Below are 19827 nucleotides of genomic sequence, written 5' to 3'. Positions count from 1 at the left end.
ATAAAACTGTCCTTCTGTCTTATTTGTTCTCTAAAATTGATTTGTTCAATAAACGGAAAACCCTCAAAAACACGAAAATAGCTAGCTAATACGGACATTGACTCACTTCGGACCACAACTATATACTAAAATCGACACGATGAAAAACCGTCCACGAATACAAACATTTGTTAACTGATGTGTATTGCTGGTTTTCCGGGTTTTGCTTTCTCGGCCAGCTTACTCGCTTCCCTCGCCTGCGTTACCGTCACGCCTGCGCCGAACTCGTCCTCGAGCAACCATCTCGAGCGCTCGAGGAGAACGCGTTCCTGTTCGCCGTCGGTGATCGGATCAATCTCTCCGCGCCGTTTTTCGAGGTCGGAGACGAAGGTCGAAACAGCGCCCCGATCGATCTCGGTCGCATCGTTGGCCAGCACGCGCTCGACTACGTCCTCGTCGCTTTCCCCCATCGGCGCCGCGGCGACGATTTCGGCGGCCCGATACTTCCAGGGCTCGGCGACGACCAACTCGATCTGCTCTGGAGCCTTGATCTCCGCGACATCGACGATGTCCCGCACGTCCTCGAGCGTCGTCTCGACGAGACGGCGCTCGCGCTGGGCGTCACTGACGTCGCTCTCGGGTTCGGGCCAGTCGGCTTCGACGACGAGACCGTCGCCGCGGAGTTTGTTCCACAACTCCTCACCGAGGTGAGGGGCCATCGGAGCGATCAGCGCTGCGAGGGTCAACAGTCCCCGGCGATAGACGGCTTCCTGTGGCGTCTCGTACGCTCGATATCGTCGGAGCAATCGAACCAGCCCCTGAATCTCCGTCACCGCCCGGTGGAAGCGAAACCGCTCGAACTCGTCGGTTACCGCGGCGATCGTCCGATCGATTTCTCGATCGACGTACTCGTCGTGAGTCGTTCGTTCGATCCGGGTGGTCGTTTCGTCGATGAACGCCGTGGCCATCCCGTACAGCGATTGCTGAAGGTCGTATACCCCCCGAACGTCGTTTGCCGTCCATTCGAAGTCCTGCTCGGGATGGGCCGCCGCGAGCACGAACAGTCTGGTGGTCTCTGCGCCGTACTCCTGGGGAGCGACGACGTTGCCCTTGGAGCTCGACATCTTTTCGCCCTCATAGAGCACCGTTCCCTGACTGATGAGCCGTTCGACGGGTTCTCGGATCTCGAGCATGTCCATATCGGCGAGCGCCCGCGTGAAAAACCGGATGTACAGGAGGTGTAAGATCGCGTGTTCGTCGCCGCCGACGTAGAAGTCGATCGGCATCCACTGGTTCGCGAGTTCGGCGTCGAACGGCGCGTCGTCGATGTCCGGCGAGAGAAACCGCAGGAAGTACCACGAGGAGTCGACGAACGTATCCATCGTGTCCGTTTCTCGCCGGGCGGGTCCACCGCAGTCCGGGCACGTCGTCTCGAGGAACGACTCCTGTGCCTCGAGCGGGTTGCCGGTCGTCCGAACGAACTCCGGCAGTTCGACGGGCAACTCCTCGTCCGGAACGAGCACGTGCCCGCAGTCCTCACAGTGGACAACCGGAATCGGCGTTCCCCAGTAGCGCTGACGGGAAATTAACCAGTCCCGAAGGCGGTAGGTCACGTCTTCGGCGAAGGCGTCGTAGTCGTCCGGCAGTCGTTCCCGGACGAGTTCCGTCTCGAGGCCCTCGTACTCGCCGTCGTGGGTGATCGTTCCCTCTCCCGTATAGAGCGACGGTTTGGCGTTCGTACCGTCCTCGTCGCCCGTCTCCTTACTGTCGGGCGCGATCACGCTCTCGATCGTAACGTCGTGTTCCCGTGCGAACTGGTGGTCGCGTTCGTTGTGCGCGGGAACGCCCATGACGGCCCCCGTACCCACGTCTTTCAGGACGTAGCCGGCGACGTAGACCGGCACCTCGTCGCCCGTGAGCGGATTGATCGCGGTCAGATCGGTTTTCACGCCGTCGTATCCGACCTCGCCGGGTTCTCGTTCGCGAACGTCATCGACGTACGCCGCGACAGTTTCGTCGGTTTTGCCGATCGCTCGAGCGAGCTCGTGACCCGGGGAAAGCGCCAGATATGTCGCCCCGAAAACGGTCTCCGGGCGAGTACTGAAGACATCGACGCTGCCGGACAGACTCTCGTCCGTGCCGGCTTCGTCGCCGTAGTCGCGCTCGCCGCTGACGCCAGTTCCGCCGTCGACTTCGAACGAAATCCGCTGTCCCTCCTGCCTGCCGATCCAGTTTCGCTGAATCTGTCTGACGCCCTCGGGCCACCCGTCGAGATCCTCGAGGCCGTCGTGAAGTTCCTCGGCATAATCGGTGATCGTAAAGAACCACTGGTCGAGTTCGCGACGACCGACGGGCGTTTCACACCGCCAGCAGACACGGGTTCGCTCGTCGTGCGTTTCGTGTTCGTCGTCTGCGTACTCTTCGTCGCCTCGAACCTCGACTTGCGCGTCGGCGAGAACGGTTTCGCAGTCGGGACACCAGTTGACCGACGCGGCTTCGTACTCGACGAGCCCCTCCTCGTAGAGTCGCTTGAACAGCCACTGGTTCCAGCGGTAGTATTCTGGCTCGCAGGTCGTAATCTCTCGAGACCAGTCGTAGCCAAAGCCCATCGACTCGAGCTCTTCGCGCATACGGCGAATGCACGCCTGCGTCCAAGATTCCGGATCGCTCGCGCGTTCGTGTGCGGCGTTTTCGGCCGGCAGGCCGAACGCGTCCCACCCCATCGGGTGTAACACGTCGTCGCCGTTCATTCGGCGGTATCTCGCGTACGCGTCCGTAATCGCGTAGTTCCGGACGTGGCCCATGTGAAGGGTCCCGGACGTGTACGGAAACATGCCGAGAACATAGGTCGGATCGGCGGCGTTCTCGGGAAGTTCGTAGACGTCGTCGCGTTCCCAAACGTACTGCCAGAACTCCTGTACCTGCGCATGATCGTAGTGGCTGGTCATATCGAAGGGTCCGTTGTTTCCACGTGGGCGTGCCGACTATATCATTGTTCGGCACCGGAGCGCTCGTCGCCCTCGTATCGAACTGCTCTGTTCTCGAGAAACGCACGTCCGATCAGGAACCTCCGGACCTAGCGAAAAAACGCGGCGGCCAGCGTCGACAGCGACGGGCCGACGATCCAGATCAAGACGTACCAAGCGTGTTTGCTCGCCGTCTCAGTCGTCGGTATCGCTTTCAGCGCCTGCCGTCTCCGGTTCGGCGTTCGGCCCGTCGACTGAGTCTTTCCCCTCTTTGATCGCCTGTGCTTGCTGTTCCATCGCTTCGATGTCCATCTCGGCTTGCTGGTCGATCTCGCCGAGTATCTCCGAAATATCGTCGAGGCCGATCAGTTCGCGAGTCTCCTCGTCGAACTCGAGACTCTCGAGTTCGGTCCCATCAGCCTCTACATCGCTGCCCGAGAGGTGCTTCCCGTAGCGGCCGACCATCGACGTGAGTTCCTGTGGCAGGACGAACGTCGTCGAGTCGTTTTGTCCGATATCGACCAGCGTGTCCATTCCTTTGTCGATGACGGCGCGTTCGCCCATCGACTCGGCCGAGCGGGCACGGAGGACGGTCGAAATCGAGTCACCCTGCGCTTCGAGGATCTGGCTCTGTTTTTCCCCCTGTGCGCGGATGATGTTCGACTGCTTGTCACCCTCCGCCTTCTCGACCTCGCTCCGGCGTTTCCCCTGGGCCTCGAGGATCATGGCGCGGCGCTTTCGTTCCGCGGAGGTCTGTTGTTCCATCGCCCCCTTGACGTCTCGTGACGGCGTCACTTCGCGGACTTCGACGCTCTCGACGCGGATCCCCCACTCGTCGGTGGGCTCGTCGAGTTCGGTTCGGATCCGCTCGTTGATCCGCTCGCGCTTGCTGAGCGTGTCGTCGAGTTCCATATCACCCAGGACAGCACGGAGGGTCGTCTGGGCGAGGTTCGACACGGCGTGTTTGTAGTTATCGACCTCGAGGAACGCCCGTTTTGCGTCCATCACGCGAATGTAGACCACGGCGTCTGCGGTCACCGGCGAGTTGTCCCGCGTGATCGCTTCCTGTGTTGGCACGTCGAGCGTCTGGGTCCGCATATCGAACGTGTACACTCGAGAGACGAACGGCGGGACGATGTTGAGCCCCGGTTCCAAGAGCTTACGATACTCGCCGAAGACGGTGAGTGCACCCCTGTTGTAGGCGTCGACGACTTCGACCATCTGCCAGACGGTGATAATCGCGAGCAACAAGACGAGCCCGCCGACAAGGGCGACCCCTGAAACGTCCTCGAGTTGGAGTGGAATAGGCTGGCCGAGTGCGAACTGAATGAGTCCGAAAGCGTTCATGGGCTAGCACAGGAGCGGCGAACGAATAACCCTTGGCCTGAAATCACATACCGGGACAGGAGAACGAGCCTGACTCACGAAGGGTATACCGATATCCGTGATGATTCGGACCGATCATGCGTTCGAACCCTGAATCACTCACGTACCACCGGCTGTCGCGCTCTTGTTCGCCGCCGGAACGTACCTCCTCGTCGTCACTTTGGTGCCGATCCTCCTGATCGCCCGTCGACTGTACCGAAGCCTCGACCCGCTCGCCGAACTCGTGACTCGAGCACTCCTCGATTCTTTTGGCGACGAGTTGAATTCGAACGAAACGGCGGATAGGCCGTAGGCGGCCGATCGACTTGTGCCGGATCAACTCCGCGCCCGATCGGTGGGAGTCGACTTGAGGAACGGAGAGCGAATCGACGTCAGAAAACTATCTTCGATCTCTTCTACTAGCGGGTCGTTATTTATCGGACGAAGCCGACGGCGGTTGGTTGTAGCCCGGATCGAGGTCGTCGGGATCGATCCCGAGGAGGTACGTATCAGCTTCGAACACTCCTTCGAGTAGCCAACCGATCCCCTCGTAGAACGGCTCTTCTGCCATCTGTCGGATATCCGTCGCCAGATCCGGAATCCACCAGCCGTGGACCTTCAGGAACGCCTCCCGGTAGGATTCGGTCTCCTCTCGAGTCAGGATCTCGAGTGCGGCTAACTCGACTGCGGCGTGGTCCGCCTCTTCGCGAAGCTCCGACGACGGATGAATGTCGAGATCGCGATAGGAACGTTTGACCGCCGCGAGCGGCTCGCCGAGATAGTCGTCGGCATACCAGGACTCGTGGGCCTGCATCTTCGGGCGAGGGCCAACGAACATCCTCGTATGCACTCGCTTGAGTTCGTGTGCGGCTTCGGCTGGATCGTCGACATCCGACAACCACTGTCTGAGTAGGCGAAATCCGTTCTCGAGGGCCTGTGGTCTCGCCTCGGCAGGAAACTCCTCCTCTCGAAGCCGCTCGATGGCAGCTTCGTCGGGCGGATCGGCTATCACGCCGGAGACGAAGGCGTATAGATTTGCAAGCTCGTCGGTCGTATCATCGTTCTGTGTCATGTTGTATACTGTCTGTGACTACGCTCGTTCGAAGTAAATCGGTTCGGTTGGAAACGAAATCGCCGACTAGACGGGAAGTGGCAGTGGCGTGAACTCGGCGGCGAGCAGGTAGCTCATCGATAGCGCGATCTTGCCGACGATCACGAGGAATCCAGCGATGGCGTAGGATGCCGTGGCTGCGTTCGGCGAGAGCGCGTTGCGGCGCTGGCCGAGTACTGCGCCGATCGAAAGCAAGACCGGGACGATCAGACCAGCGACGACGGCCAACCCGACGAACAGCCAGGCGTAGGTCCCGAGCATGTTGTCGATCGCCGGCTCCGCTGCCGGAAGCTGTTCAGGCAACAGGAAGATCGTTGCTGCGAGTGCACCGAGCGCTGCGACCAGGAACCCGGAGCCAATCAGCGAGTAGTTCTGGATCGTCCGGTTGGTCGGGCTCTCGGTGATCGCCGCCAGCCCCACCGAGGCGGTGAGGCCCGCGCCGAGGCCGCTAAAGAGCATCACGGGTATGAGGAACGTCTTGTCCCAGAGTGCGACCCGTTCGAACGAACCCGATCCGAACGCCATCGCCGAGTAGAGGAGGACCCCTGCGGCGAAGATGGCGAAGACGCCGCCGATTGCGAGCCGAACCGGCTCCGTCGGGCGGGTGTAATCCGCAATTGCATCGAGTTGGCTGAGCACGCCGTTGCGTTCCTCAGCGGTACCGACGCCGTCTGCGGTGTCGCCGCCGGTTGCGGCTTTGGCGGGGCCGCCTTCCGAGGAACCGCCATCAGTGGCGACGTCGCTTCCGCCATCAGCGGCGACGCCCCCTGGGCCGTCCTCGTCGGTGGTGCGTCGGTGCGGTCGTGTTCTGCCAAAGGCGGTCCAGGTGAACATCAGGAACGCCCCGAGACCCATCCCACCGAGCATATACGCGCCGATGGTCATCCACGAGTCGAAGTTCGTCATCGTGAGCGGGATCAACATCGCCCGGAACGGGGTTGCGAGGTGACTCAGCAGGATTGGGCCGCCGAGACCGATTCCGACCAGACCAATGAGGTACCCGAATTTGGCGATTGGGCCGTGCTCGCGGGCGTCACGTTGCCACGAGATGAGGTCGGCGACGTAGCCAGTGAGGTACGCACCGGCGGCCAGCCCGATCAGGGCCGTGTAGACGGCGACTTGCCAGTTCCATTGGGAGTACGGAACGTCGAATGTGATTTCTAGTACCATCGGTGATCACCCGGACATAATTTCGTCGGCGTCGTCGCCGAAGACGACTTGGGCCGCTTCGTCGTCGAACGGCTTCGAGACGCCGTCTTCGCTGAGCTTTTCGGAGAGTTCACCCGGCGTGCCAAACAGCAGTGCGTCGGTCGGACACTCGGAGGAACAGGCCGGTTCGAGCTCTTCTTCCTGGCGCGGTTCGCAGGTCGTACATTTGTCCATCAGACCGTTTCCTCGAGCGCCCAGCGGGCTCGCTTCGTCGGCCTCTGGAACCCCCGCGTCGGGATACTGTGGCGCGCCGAACGGACAGCCGACGCCGCAATAGTGACAACCAATACACATGTCGCCGCTAACGCGAACGGAGCCGTTGTCCCGGATGCGGAGCGCGTCGGTCGGACAGACTTCGACGCAGGGCGCTTCGGAGCAGTTGTAACACTGCATCGGTTTGTTCGTCTCGTCTTCGGTCCCGTGATCGATCGCGAGAACCTGAATGCGGTCGGTCTCAGGTGGGAGATCCCACGTTCGCTGACACGCGACTTCGCAGGCTCCACAGTCGATACAGGACTCCCAGTTTGGGATGACTCGTGCCGGTCCGTTGTTGGATTCTTGTGTACTCATTTTCGATCACCTATCGCTTGTGTCGGCTCATCCGCTGTTCTTGCCACTTGATCTGTTGATCGGACAGTTCGGGAACTTCATCGTCGTCTGCGACCCGGACACTGCAAAGCGTCGTTTTCGTCTCTTGCATCTGGGTCTCTCTGTCGTAGGCCGGGGCGGTCCCGGCGTTGATCGATTCGCCGATCACCAGTGGCTCCATCCCGTCTGGGACGCTGTCCATCATGTTCTCGCCCTCGAGGATTCCGCTCCAGTGATATGGCGCGAATGCGTGGTCCTGGGCGACTCGTTCGGTGACTCTCGCCTGTACTACCATCTCGGCGTAGGGCGTCTCGGTGACGATCCATTCGCCGGTTTCGACGCCGAGGTCGTCGGCAACCTCGGGGTGGATCTCGAGGTACATCATCGGCGCACGCGAGGCCGTTCCCTGCGTACTTCGAGTCACTGAACCGGCTCCCTTGTGCTCGACCTGTCGACCCGAGGTGAGTACCAGATCGTAATCTTCGACGGCGTCGATGTTGTCCTGCTGGACTTTCGCGTTATCCAGTTCGACGCGCCAGTGGTCTTCGGTTCGGTCGTTACACGGATAGTCCTCGACGAGGTCCGGTCGCGGGGTGAGTGCCGGCTCTCGGTGGACCGGTATCTCGTCGGTGAGGTTCCAGGCTTTCATCCGAGCACGGCCTCGGCCCCACGGTGCGTCGGGCTGTGGGTTGTCGAACTCCTCGAACGTCTCGAGGTCGACATCGTAGCCGGCTTCGTCCAGTGCGACGGCAGTGTCGTAGACCGACATCTCCTCGTCGAACGCCGCTTCAACCGGGATCGTTGCTTCGCTCGGATTCTCTGAATCGGGGAGTACCGTGTTGAAAAGCGGATACTGCGGGACACCTTCGATTTCGTCGTCCCACCAATCGGGTTCGAACGGGTCGCGGAGTTGATCCTCGGGATCGACGTCGGGATCCTCTTCGCCCCACCAGCGGGCGCGGAAGTCCATCCCGCCTTCGGAGGGATGTAGCGAATCATCGTAGAGAATCGGTGTTCCCGGATGGTCATCGTGCCAGCACGGCCATGGGAGGCCGTAGTAATCGCCGTCGAGTTCGTCGTACAGTTCGTGATCTTCGTCCAGATCCGCCTGGAGATCTTCAGCGCTGAAGAGCTCCGAGTTCTCCTGATGGAGCTTCAACCGCTCCGGTGTCTGGCCGACGTATCCGACGGACCGAACGCCCAGATTGATCTCTCGAGTGACGTCTTCGACTTCGGCGTAGTCGAAGTGCTCGCCGAAGCCGAGATGCTCTGCGAACTCACACAGCAATTTCCAGTCGGCTTTCGAATCGTGACGGGGCTCGATCGCTTTGGATCGCCACTGAAGCTGGCGACCCGTGTTGACGACGCTCCCCGATTCCTCGACGTTGGTCGAGGCCGGAAGCATGTAGACATCGGTGTCATCGTCTGCGAGCTCTGCGACCTGATTCGGGAAGACATCGACGTTGACGATGAAGTCGAGTTCGTTGACCGCCTCGCGAACTTTCTTGTACTCGGTGAGCGAGGCGAACCCGTGGCCCCAGAAGACGGCCGCCTGCAGTGGATCGGGTTGGTAAATCTCCCACTCGTCGTCGAGAACTCCTTCGTACCAGCGGGCAACGGTGAACCCTCGCTTTTCCATCAGGTCCGTCGAGTGGTATCGGTCGACGAGTTCGTCGTAGGAAATCTCGCCCGAGGTGCTGTCGGTCTCGGTCCAGACGTTCGACCAGTGTTCCCAGGCACTCGGACCGAGGCCGTAGTAACCCGGCGTGTTGCCAGCGTCGACGCCGAGGTCGGTCGCGCCCTGGACGTTGTCGTGGCCCCGGAAAATCGGCGTGCCGCCACCGGATTGGGCGGCGTGCCCGAGCGTGAGGTTCAGCATCGCGTACGCGCGGACGTTGCCGGTCGCGTTGTTGTGCTGGGTGCCACCCATCGCCCACTCGACGCAGCTTACGTCGGCGTCGGCGAGCTCTTCGGCGAGTGCTTCGATCTCGGATTCGTCAATCCCGCAGATGTCCGAGACGGTCTCGAGGTCGTACTCTGGCAGGACATCGTCGCGGAACTCCTCCCAGGTCGGGACCATCACGCGGCTCTCGATGAACTCCTCGTCGTGGGCCTCGAGATTGAAGATGATGTGATAGATGAGGCCGTAGATGAACGCCACGTCGGTTCCCGAACGGAACTGATAGAAGTCGTCCGCAGCGGCCGCGGTCTTTGTGTATCGCGGCTCGGCGACGATGTGTTTCCCGCCCCGTTCCTGTGCTTCCTGAAAGTACTGCCAGGCGACGGGGTGGCTCTCGAGCGGATTATGGCCGATAATCAGGTTGACATCGACGTTGGCCATATCGTTCGAATTGTTCGTCATGGCGCCGACACCCCAGGTGTTCGCGATCCCCTCGACGGTCGTCGAGTGGCAAATACGCGCCTGGTGGTCGATGTTGTTCGTACCGTACAGCGCCGAGAGCTTTCGGATGAGGTATGCAGCCTCGTTGCTGTGTTTTGCCGATCCGACCCACATCGTTCCGTGCGGGCCGACATCGTCGCGGATTTCGTTGAGACGCCCGGTTATCTCCTCGAGGATGGCGTCCCATTCCATCTCTATCCATTCGCCATCTTCTTGCTTTAGCGGCTTTTTCAGTCGTTGTTCGGAGTTGACCGACTGCGTAAGCGACGCTCCTTTCGAGCAGAGTCCGCCCTGATTGACCGGATTATCGTCCCAGGTCTCCTGTCCGACGACTGTATCCTCTTCGACGGACATTTTTAGTCCGCAACCGACCGAACAGTGTGTACAGACGGTTTTTACTTGCTCGTCGCCCGGATTCGGGTCGAGCGCCTCCTCGTCTGCTCCCCCCCGTTGAAGGAGAGTTCTTCCTCCTACTGCTGCCGCGAGTGTCCCCCCTGCCCCTGCTTTGAGGAACCCACGGCGATCTAGGTCGATTATAGACCGTGACATATTGTGACAATTTCGGCACAATATAATAAAAGTACTGTCTGGCGTTCGACTCCGACAGGTATTAGCATTCCATTTGACGACAAATTGCAAATTTGCTGCTCCCCTGGGAGATATTTAAAGTGAAATCGCATGTGTGGGACCGTGGCATTTAATTCGACTACACGCCCAACTATCAGCTAATGAAAACTCGGGACGGGATGCTCCACGTCGATCTTTCTGCGGGGACCGTACGGGGTAGAGACATCCCCGACCGATGGCTCGAGGACTACATCGGCGGAAAGGGGATCGGAGCCCGATATCTCTACGAAGAACTCGATGCCGGAACGGACCCGCATTCCGCTGAGAACGTCCTGTTGTTCATGCTCGGTCCGTTAACCGGTTATACTCCCGGCGAGCAGCGATACGCGGCGATAACGAAATCGCCGCTTACAGGTGCCTTTCTCGACTCCTACAGCGGCGGTTCGTTCCCGGGACGCTTGGCCAACTCCCTCGAGAAATACCTCGGGATTCTCGTCACCGGCGAAGCGGACGAGCCGGTCGTTCTCTCGGTTGCCGACGGCGAGGCGACGCTCGAGTCGCGAGCGGATCTGTGGGGACTGGACGCTGAATCGACCTGCGAGGAGTTCCCCGATTCGGCGGTCGCCTGTATCGGCCCTGCTGGAGAGAACGGGATTCGGTACGCGACCATCGCGTCTGACAGTGGCGAACACCACGCCGGCCGCGGCGGAGCGGGAACCGTCATGGGCTCGAAGAACCTGAAAGCGATCGTTGCACGGGGATCGGAGCCCGAAGGGTTAGACGACCTTCGAGCGGAGTACAGCGAAGCCTTCGCCGAGACTGATACCGGCCGGTGGCTCGCAGCCAGCGACACGCTGGAGACGGTCGATTTCGCCAACGAGGTCGGCGTCCTCCCGACGCGCGGCTGGCAGGAGGGGCAGTTCGAGGGTGCCGAGGATATCGGTATCGAGCGCGCTCGAAAGCAGTCGCAGTCCCGAGAGCGACCCGACGATCCGGTTCCGGGCGGATTCCGCGTCGACAGCGACGAGGGCGAAACCGTTCCGCGCGGAGCAACGCCGATCGTTCTCGGCGCGGGACTCGGCATCGACGACTTCGACGCGATTGCAACCCTGGGTGCGATCTGCGATCGATTCGCGATGGACGTCATAACGGCCGGGAACGCGGTCGCGTGGGCGGTTCGGGCGAGCCAGGAGGGGTTGATCGAGCGAGACCTCTCGTTCGGCGACGAGGAAACGGCTCGAACGCTTATCGAAGAGATCGCCCACCGATCGACGCCGCTCGGCGACGCGCTCGCGGACGGCGTCGATGGCGCGGTGGATCGGTTCGGCGGCGAGGAGCTGATTCCAACCGTCAAAGGAATGGAGCTCTCTTCCTACGATCCTCGGAACGCGGAGACGATGGCCCTGGCCTACGCCACGAGCGACAGGGGCGGTTGTCACCGCCGAGCCCGTCCGGTCGAACTCGAGTCTGTCACGAGCGAACGCTGGAGCGTCGAGCAGCAAGCGGCCGCCGTCGTCAACGAACAGAATCGTCGGGCAGTCCTCTGGTGTCTGATCGCGGACGATTTCTTAGAGGAGGTGTTCCAGACGGATCTCGGAACCGAGTGGCTGTCGGCGGTCGGCTACGACCACGATACCGAGGACCTCGAACGGGTCGGTGAACGCATCTGGACGCTCGTTCGACTGTTCAACGTCCGAGAGGGATTCACGCGGGAAGACGACGAGTTACCGACGCCGTTGACCCAACCGCTCGAGAACGCCTCGAAAGAGGGAACCGCCCTCGAGCGGGACTCGTTCGAGACGTTACTCGACGAATACTACGCGTTGCGCGACTGGGATCGGCTCGGGCGACCGACCAGTGAACTGCTCCACCGATTAGATCTGGAAACAATCGCATCCGAGGACGGACCGGCTCCACAGACGGACGGCTACGATCCGACGACAGAGGTAATCGAAGATGACTGATAGCATCGATCTTGACGACATCGACGTCGACGACCCCGAGGCGGACAGCGAGAACGACAGCAATTACGGCGACTGGCTCTGGCGCGGCGAGGGCGACCCGGATGACGAACCGGAACCATCCTGGGTTGGTTCGCCGGACCCCTCCTCAAGCGAGACAACCGAGAGCGAAGAAACAGCCGGAGGCGAAACCGCTCCTGACAACGGGGCGGACGTCCCAGCAGCCACGGTCGACGACGATCCGGCGGACGCTGTCTCAGGGGAGGAGGGCGAATCCGGTTCCGGCGACGGATCATTGAACACGGGAGACGGTACGGAGACGGTCAGCGATATCCTCACTCATACGGCTCCCGACGACCAATCCGATGAAGACGACAAATCGGGAGATGGCGACGATTCGACGGCCGAGACGGAGCCGGCGGACCGACAACCGATACCGGGTGTCCCGCGGACGACGGAGGGACCGGTCGGCGTCCCCGAATCCCAGGGCGGAGCGGGCGGCGGTTCCTCGAACCAGGCCAATGCGGAGCGGGAACAATCGGCCGGTTCCCAGCGGACAACCAACCACGGCGAGGCGACCGACCCGGACGACATGACGTTGGCCTTGACTTACGAGGCGATCAATCGACTCGAGGATCCGCAGTTCGTCGTCGCGAGTGCCCGTAGCTGGAGCGACTGGCTCGGTATCGTCGGGAAAGTTTCCACGCCAGCCATTCGAAAGTTCCAGCGCGACGAAGGGATCGATCTCGACTTCTTCGGCGGCTCGGAGACCGGTCCGGGCGAGCGACTCGCCGATATCACGCCGGATTCGATGTTCTACGCGGAGCGAATGGTTCTCGTCGGCGCACCGGGTGACGAACGGATCGCGGAAGCCGCAGACTGGGAGTTCATTCCACTCGAGACTGCCGCGGAGAAGGCCGACTGGGAGATCGAACACGAAAACTGAGCGTCGCTGGCGTTTCTGCATTGTGCGAACCGGTCGTTTACCGCCGGTGAAAACCGCCCTTCACCCGCCGTGGAGCATCCTCGCCCGACAATCCGAACAGTAGTCGAAGATGCTCTCCTCTGCGTTCGGTGCCATCCCCGAAACGACGTCTCCGATTCGGTCTTCGATCGCGTCGGCGGTCGCCTCGCTCGTGAACTCCTTTCCACAGCCTGCACACGCGAGCATCGAACCCTCGTATAGCTCGGTCCACGACGGCTCCTCGTCCGTCCTGTTCTCGGGAAGCAGTGAGAGATCGAGCCCGTCGGAGACGGTCATGACGTCCTCGACGCAGACGTCCTCGCAGAGCCCGCAGTTGACACACCGTTCGTGATTGAACTCGAGCCCCATATCCGTGCGACGCAACGCGTCCGTCGGGCAGTAACTCGAGCACGTCGGCGTCAGCGTACAGCCGTCTTCGACCTCGACGATACCGAAGTCTTTCAGCCCCCGAATCACGTCTCGCTCGGGATCGGTGTGCTCGAGGATGGCTCGGACGCTCTCGAGGGTCCATCCGTGGCTATCGAACGGTGGGTTCTCTCGCTCGGGATCGTCGATCTCGCCGGTCGCCTCGTGCTCACCCTCGGGGATCGGTGACTCCTCGAGCGTGTTCGCGGCGAACTCGGAGAGCTCCTCGACGAACGCGGCCGGCTGTCCCGGTTCGGGTGCGAAGAAGCCGACGCGTTCGCCGAGCCCGAGATCGGTCGTCGCCCGATTGAGGCGTTCGACGAGTTCCGCTTTCGGATCGGGTCCGGAGTGCAGACAGCTTCCGCCGCAGCCGACGACAGCGACGCCGTCCGCACCGGCCGCCAGCGCGTGGAGAACGTGCGCTTCGCCGACGGTATCCGCGCAGTTGACTTCGACGGGAAGGATCGGCGGATAGCCGACAGCCGCTCGTCCCGAGGCCGCCATCCGGCCGTACTCTCGAAGGGCTTCCTGGGCCTGCTCCGAGCAGACGTAGGCGACGATCGGGGTATCAATCCCCGGATCCGAGCCGCCGAGCAAGCTACTGACGAAGCCGCCGTCGTCCGAGGAGTAAAGCAGCGCCTCGACCTCCCGGGCGATCCGCTCGTTGCTCGGTTCGTCCAGTTTCGTCGCACCGGTCGGACAGGCGCTGGTACAGGCCCCGCAGTTCTGGCAGCTCCCGAGGTCGAACGAGACTTCGTCTACGGCCGGTCGATCGACCGCACCGTGCGGGCAAGCGTCGACGCACTCGTTACAGCCTTGTTCGCCCGCGTGACCCGACGCGCAGACGTCCATATCCAGATCGAGAAAGTCGAGCCCTTCGAAGCCGCCGAGCAGTCGCTCGATTGCGTTGACCGTCGCCGCGTCGAACTCTCCGGTGTGAAAGCCCCGCTGTCCGCCGACGGTGCCGTCGTCTCCCGCGGGGTAGACGATCTGGTCGAACTCGAGGGTTCGCTCGACGCCTTCCATCTCGATCGCGTCGGTCGGACAGACGGTGATCCACTCGCCGATCGGCGCCTCAGGATCGATATCGACGGGGTTGCTGGTCACCATCCCGTCGGGACCCTCGTGGACGCACTTCATACAGGAGATACAGTCGTCCGTCACCCGCGCCTCGAGCGTCACCTCGAACTCGCTGTAGGAGCCGTCGACGTTCGTGACGAGCCCGCGTTCGACGGCGACGTCCTCGAGGTCCCCCTCCGTGGCCTCGAGTTCGTTCCCGTTCGCGATCAGGGTCACGTCCGCGGAATCGGCTAGGGTCACCGCAGCGTCTGCGTCGCCGACGACGGCGACGTCGTGGCCGGCCCGATGGATGCTTGTTTCGGGAAGCTTGTCTCGCTCCCGGCGGGCGTTAGCGGCGTTGACGAGTCTCGCGGTTTTATCGGTCGCGGCCTCGCGGTCGTGGACCCACCCCGCGCTCTCTCGTTGATCCACGAATTCGACATCGGCGGGATGTAATCCCTGTTCTTTGGCGACCTGGGTGAGCTTTTCCTGCGCCTTCGCTTCCGGACACGTCACGGTCATTTCGTCGAGTTCGTACTCCTCGATCACCTGTTCGAACGCGTCGATTTTCTCTCCACAGAGCAGGCTCGAGCTCGCCGAGACGTCGACATCGTCGATGTTCTCTCGAGCCTCCTCGAGGTCGATGTCGCACGTCCCCGCGCACGAACAAACGAACGCTCCCGTGTTCATTGATTCGACGTTACGAAAGCGGGGACGTAAACCTGTCGTGATCTATAGTCGCAGAATGTAATTCTTTCTTGCACGCACCCTACTAATATTCCGTCTTTGTACAGCTCGAGCGTGATGTGTCATCTAATGGAATCGCGATACCAGTAGAAAGATCGCTAGTCGTAGAGACGCCGAACTGGACTGGACTACAGGTCACGCTGTTTGTCTCTTTCCCCTCGTCAGGTAATCATCTCCGCCCCGTCGGCGGAGAGTTCGACGCTGACGTCCTGGCGCGTCTGCTCGCTGATCTGATCGAGGTTTCGGGTCAGTACCTCGAGGATATCCGTCGGTTCGGGATACACGAGTGTCGTCCCATCGTTATCTTCGATCACGAGTTGCGTGTCTCGAAGCGTTACGGTGTCGTTTTCGATACCCGCGACGATCACCGACAGCGCCTCCGCACCGCCAGGATCGCCTTCGTCGACCTTCGTGATGTAGACCGAATCGAGCGAGATGAGGTCTTTGTACTCCCGGATTTGCTCGGCACACGTAACCATATCCCTCGTAATCGCCGTCTTCTGGTCGTTCCCATGGGCCCCCGTGTGACACTGCTTGCACACCCGTAGTTCCATCTGCATACGGGTTCGTTGTGGGCCGACCGCCATGACAATTACGGACCCGATGAACGGATTCGTCGGTTGCACAGAGCCGTCCCCGCACGTTCGTTTCGGCGAGACGATCACCCCTCGAGTCTCACCCTCACCGGTAGTGGTTGTGTGCGTATCGCAGTGGGTGTCTGATTGTCTGGGTGGTACTGACTCGAGTTGAAGTACTTAGAAAATTACCGAGAGCAATTATAGTCCCGGGCAGATTCGAACTGCCGTCATAGGCTCTCTTCCGTGACGGAACGAACCGAACACGCCCAAAGGCCCATATGATTGGCCACTACACCACGGGACTTCATCAAACGGTAGGAAACCCTCGCACAATAGTGTTACTTTTTCCCTCCGTCTGTAACCGGGATTTCGCCTTCCTCTGCCAAGCGATGGCAACTCCGACAGTCAGAACACATTGCCAATAGCCGCTCGCAAAAATGGCTTGTTTGTTGTAATCTGCTACGCTACTTCGCCCAGAGAGTATCGATACCGGGAAGTTATAGGTAGCCTTCCTCAACGAGCCGACCGATTCCTTCTCGAAGGCGCTCTTCGCTCGCCGCGTAGGAGATTCGAGCGTAGCCGGGCGTGCCGAACGCACTGCCGGGCACCGTCGCGACGTGGGCGTCTTCGATCGCCCCTTCACACCATTCCTGATCGTCGTCCGCTACAGGCAACATCATGTAGAACGCGCCCTCAGGAACCGCCACGTCGACGCCTTCGTCCTCGAGCAGTTCCACGACGAGATCCCGTCGTTGCTCGAACGCCTCGGTCATCTCGACGACCGCATCGTCGGTGTTCTCGAGCGCCTCGATACCGGCGTGCTGGACGAAGTTTACGGCCGAGGAGACGGAGTGGCTGTGGAGCTTCCCGGCCTGGTCGATCAGTTCTTCGGGACCGGCGAAGTAGCCGAGCCGCCAGCCGGTCATCGAGTAGGCCTTCGAGAAGCCGTTGACGGTGACCGTGCGATCGGCCATTCCCTCGAGTGTACCCAGACTCGTTGGTTCGGCGTCGTAGGTGATCTCCTTGTAGATCTCGTCGGAGATCACGGTGATGTCGTGTTCGACGGCGAGGTCACGAACGCCCTCAAGCGCGGCGTCGGAGTAGACCACGCCGGTGGGGTTCGACGGCGAGTTGACGATCAGCAGTTCGGTGTCGTCCGAGACGGCTTCACCCAGATCGTCGAGCGCGGGCTCGAGTTCGAAGTCGTGTTCGGAGAGGTCGACGCGGGCGAGGTCGCCGCCAGCCATCTTGACCATCGCCTCGTAGGAGACCCAGGCGGGATCGAGGAGTGCGACCTCGTCACCGTCTTGGATCAGGGAGTGAACGATCTCGTAGAGCGCCTGTTTCGCGCCTGGCGTGACGATGATGTTCTCGGGACCGTGATCAAGGCCGTCGTCAGCCAACTTGTCGGCGATCGATTTTCGAAGCTCGAGGATCCCCGCGGAGGTCGTGTAGCCGGTGTGTCCGGCGTCCATCGCATCTTGGCCTGCCTGAATGATGTTCTCGGGCGTCGGGAAGTCCGGTTCGCCGACGGAGAGGTCGACGACGTCTGCGCCGTCGGCCTCGAGTTCGGTTGCGAGTGCGGAAATCGCGAACGTTGCGGACGGTTCGACTCGGCTTACGCGGTCGGTAAATTCCATGGTCATTGTTACTCTGAATTGGTATCTGACTGCGAATCGGTATCCGAATGCGGATCGGCGTCGGGAAGTTCCGCGACGAGGTCGAGCGCCCCGTCGACGGCTTTCGCGGCGTTTTCGACCCGTTCTCGCGCTTCGGCGGCGGACATACCGGGGCCCGTTACGCCGAGTGTAACGGGTGTATCACGCTCGAGGCCGACGTCCGAGAGTCGCTGGGCGGTTGCGTCGGTGATCACCTGATCGTGGTCGGTATCGCCGGTGATGACGGCTCCGATGACGACGACGGCGTCGATCGCCTCGCGGCGTGCGAGTCGGTCCGCCGCCAGCGGCGCGTCGTACACTCCCGGGACCTGCACCGTCCGGGCGACCTCCGCGCCCGCGGCGCGTGCGGTCTCCAGCGCCTCTCGTTCCATCTGCTCGGTGATCGGGCGGTTGAACTCCGCGACCACCACTCCGAGCGTGGTCATACGCAGGCGGTGGTGAGGGCGGGTAAAAGAGGTACCGTTCTTCGCGAACGACCACACGGAACGAAGTCGGCCGAAACCGTCGCGTCGGCTTCCGTCGCCGACCGGTATCGGGCCGCCGTCTCGCGGACTCACTCGAAGAGGAGAACACATGGGAGCGTCTCCGGTTCTACGATCCGCAACATCGTGTAGGAGACTCCCGTCAACCCGCCCAGAAACGACGGGTCGTCGATCTGTGTCCGCTCGTCGGACGTCCGATAGGAGCCGATCGCGGCTTTTCGGGCGAGACACTCATCCAGTGTCGTCGTCGGCGACGGTACGCTTCGCTCGGTGCGTCTCGTGGTTGCGTTGAGGAACTCGATTCGACCGCAGTTCCCATCGCTGAGGTCGTCTACCGGTAACTGTTCGTCGACGGTCAGCCCGTCGAGAGCCCGCGAAAGGTCGCGTTCGATGAGATCGTGATCGACCGACGACTGCATCCCGAGTCGCGAGAGACCGATTCCGGTCCGTCCGTAACTCCACCGATCGGAGAACTCGTCGTCGGCCCAGGGTCTGCGATCCTTCCAACCCGAGGTGGTTTCGGAGTAGTGCTGTGTCTCGAACTCGACGGCTTCTATCGCCGCGGACAGATAGGCGTCGTCGCCGGTCACCTCGTACAACCGGACGAGCGAGTACGCGATTCCGCTCGCTCTGTGTAGAAATCCGGTCAGCGGCGGACAGTCGTCGATGGTGTTCCACACGCGGAACCCGCCTGTCGATTCGGTCCGACTGTCGAGCAGATGATCGCCACACTCCGTCGCGATCGAAACGAGTTCGTCAGATTCGTACCGTTCGTCGAGTGCGAGGAGTCCGAGGATGGTCCCCGCCGCTCCCCCGGAGACATCGTACTGATGATCGGGGCCGAAGGCGTCCGTTCGTATCGATTCGGCGGCCCGAACGCCCCGTCCGAAGCATCGCTTCGTCCTCGAGCAACGCACCGACGGTCGCGAGTCCGTAGATCACGGATCCAATCCCGGTCACTCCACCGTGTTTCGACATCGACGGGGTGACCCGCGCGCGTGCCACTGTCTGATCTGGGTCGTGAGCAGTCGAGCGAAGACTGGATACTCCAGACACAGAGACGGGAACGCACCAGAAAAGAGCGCCTCGATAAACTGATCGTAGTACGCCGTCGGTCGCTCCGTGAACGCGGAGGGATCCGCGTGAGCCAACTCTCGATCGTGTGCGGCGATGTACGTTTTGAATTCGACGTACAGTATCCGTGAAAAACGAGTCTCGAATCGAACCCGGAACCACTCCTGCATGATCCCGATCGTTTCACCGGACAGGACCTCGAGAGCGATGTCGTCGAGTTGCTCTCGGGCGTGCTCCGCGATGGCTGCCGAAAGTGCACCGAACGGTTTCTCCCGCTCTTTGCGGACCCATTTTTCTGGAGTTGGGATTAAATTCTCCGGAAACTCGTCCGGAGATCGCGACTCGAGTGTCGCTGCGAGTGCGTCTAACCGATCCACCCAGCTCGGTACCTCCTCGCTTTCGGCCAGCGTATCGACGCAGGCCGCCTGCCGTAGATCGTCTCGTGAACAATTGGCGCGTTCGATTCGGCGACGAAACGATTCCTCGTCGGGATACCGCTCGCGCCACGCTTCGACACGAGCGGAAGCCACAGCGTCGTCGACAGCGTACTCGAACGCGTCCGGATTCGAGAGTCGTTCGAGAAGCGTTTGAGACTGCGCGGCGATTCGTCGTTGTTCTGTTTCACTGAATATTTTCCTCATAGTGTTTCGGTGGCCACTGAACGATTGTTA

Annotated in this window: 14 protein-coding genes and 1 tRNA gene; 2 read left to right on the top strand and 13 right to left on the bottom strand. The window is 61.3% G+C overall.

Going from position 1 to position 19827, the window contains the following annotated elements; genetic code table 11:
* Positions 1-170: 170 nt before the first annotated feature.
* The 6 genes from leuS to ACYQ14_RS04675 form a co-directional block, all read right to left on the bottom strand.
* Positions 171-2927 (bottom strand): leucine--tRNA ligase, encoded by a 2757-nt coding sequence (leuS, locus tag ACYQ14_RS04700; protein ID WP_459885289.1) that lies wholly within the window; start codon positions 2925-2927, stop codon positions 171-173.
* 213 nt (positions 2928-3140) lie between these two features.
* On the bottom strand, positions 3141-4292 hold the full coding sequence (locus ACYQ14_RS04695) for an SPFH domain-containing protein (protein ID WP_459885286.1): 1152 nt from the start codon (positions 4290-4292) through the stop codon (positions 3141-3143).
* A gap of 448 nt (positions 4293-4740) precedes the next feature.
* Positions 4741-5382, bottom strand: coding sequence for a TorD/DmsD family molecular chaperone (locus ACYQ14_RS04690; RefSeq protein WP_459885283.1), 642 nt, complete (start codon positions 5380-5382; stop codon positions 4741-4743).
* 66 nt (positions 5383-5448) lie between these two features.
* Entirely contained in the window at positions 5449-6591 is a 1143-nt protein-coding gene (nrfD, locus tag ACYQ14_RS04685; protein ID WP_459885280.1) for an NrfD/PsrC family molybdoenzyme membrane anchor subunit, read from the bottom strand.
* 6 nt (positions 6592-6597) lie between these two features.
* A complete protein-coding gene (locus ACYQ14_RS04680; protein ID WP_459885277.1) occupies positions 6598-7200 on the bottom strand; it encodes a 4Fe-4S dicluster domain-containing protein in 603 nt (200 codons plus the stop codon).
* Between the two features lie 10 nt (positions 7201-7210).
* Positions 7211-10168, bottom strand: a complete 2958-nt coding sequence (locus ACYQ14_RS04675; RefSeq protein WP_459885274.1) for a molybdopterin-dependent oxidoreductase — start codon at positions 10166-10168, stop codon at positions 7211-7213.
* Positions 10169-10347: 179 nt separating this feature from the next.
* Between ACYQ14_RS04675 and ACYQ14_RS04670 the strand changes: the two genes are divergently transcribed.
* Together ACYQ14_RS04670 and ACYQ14_RS04665 are read left to right on the top strand one after the other, a co-directional pair.
* Entirely contained in the window at positions 10348-12150 is a 1803-nt protein-coding gene (locus ACYQ14_RS04670; RefSeq protein WP_459885271.1) for an aldehyde ferredoxin oxidoreductase family protein, read from the top strand.
* Positions 12143-13093 (top strand): DUF7124 domain-containing protein, encoded by a 951-nt coding sequence (locus ACYQ14_RS04665; RefSeq protein WP_459885268.1) that lies wholly within the window; start codon positions 12143-12145, stop codon positions 13091-13093. Before ACYQ14_RS04670 ends, ACYQ14_RS04665 begins: the two co-directional genes overlap by 8 nt.
* A gap of 60 nt (positions 13094-13153) precedes the next feature.
* Here ACYQ14_RS04665 and ACYQ14_RS04660 read toward each other — a convergent pair whose 3' ends face one another.
* The 7 genes from ACYQ14_RS04660 to ACYQ14_RS04630 all read right to left on the bottom strand — a co-directional run bounded on the left by ACYQ14_RS04660 (position 13154) and on the right by ACYQ14_RS04630 (position 19797).
* Positions 13154-15286, bottom strand: a complete 2133-nt coding sequence (locus ACYQ14_RS04660; RefSeq protein WP_459885265.1) for a 4Fe-4S dicluster domain-containing protein — start codon at positions 15284-15286, stop codon at positions 13154-13156.
* A 218-nt stretch (positions 15287-15504) separates the two neighbouring features.
* Positions 15505-15903: a hypothetical protein gene (locus ACYQ14_RS04655; RefSeq protein WP_459885262.1), complete on the bottom strand. Its 399-nt coding sequence runs from the start codon at positions 15901-15903 to the stop codon at positions 15505-15507.
* 219 nt (positions 15904-16122) lie between these two features.
* Positions 16123-16225: transfer RNA gene (locus ACYQ14_RS04650), tRNA-Gln, on the bottom strand.
* Between the two features lie 193 nt (positions 16226-16418).
* Positions 16419-17567: a pyridoxal phosphate-dependent aminotransferase gene (locus ACYQ14_RS04645; protein ID WP_459885259.1), complete on the bottom strand. Its 1149-nt coding sequence runs from the start codon at positions 17565-17567 to the stop codon at positions 16419-16421.
* A gap of 2 nt (positions 17568-17569) precedes the next feature.
* Positions 17570-18025, bottom strand: a complete 456-nt coding sequence (gene ribH, locus ACYQ14_RS04640; RefSeq protein WP_459885256.1) for a 6,7-dimethyl-8-ribityllumazine synthase — start codon at positions 18023-18025, stop codon at positions 17570-17572.
* Between the two features lie 128 nt (positions 18026-18153).
* Positions 18154-18999, bottom strand: a complete 846-nt coding sequence (locus ACYQ14_RS04635) for a lanthionine synthetase LanC family protein (protein WP_459885253.1) — start codon at positions 18997-18999, stop codon at positions 18154-18156.
* Positions 19000-19038: 39 nt separating this feature from the next.
* A complete protein-coding gene (locus ACYQ14_RS04630) occupies positions 19039-19797 on the bottom strand; it encodes a hypothetical protein (RefSeq protein WP_459885250.1) in 759 nt (252 codons plus the stop codon).
* Positions 19798-19827: the final 30 nt, after the last annotated feature.

It is taken from the genome of Halostagnicola bangensis (assembly GCF_054653435.1).
Note: the sequence above shows the minus strand (reverse complement) of the source record. Positions and strands in the feature narration are given on the sequence as shown.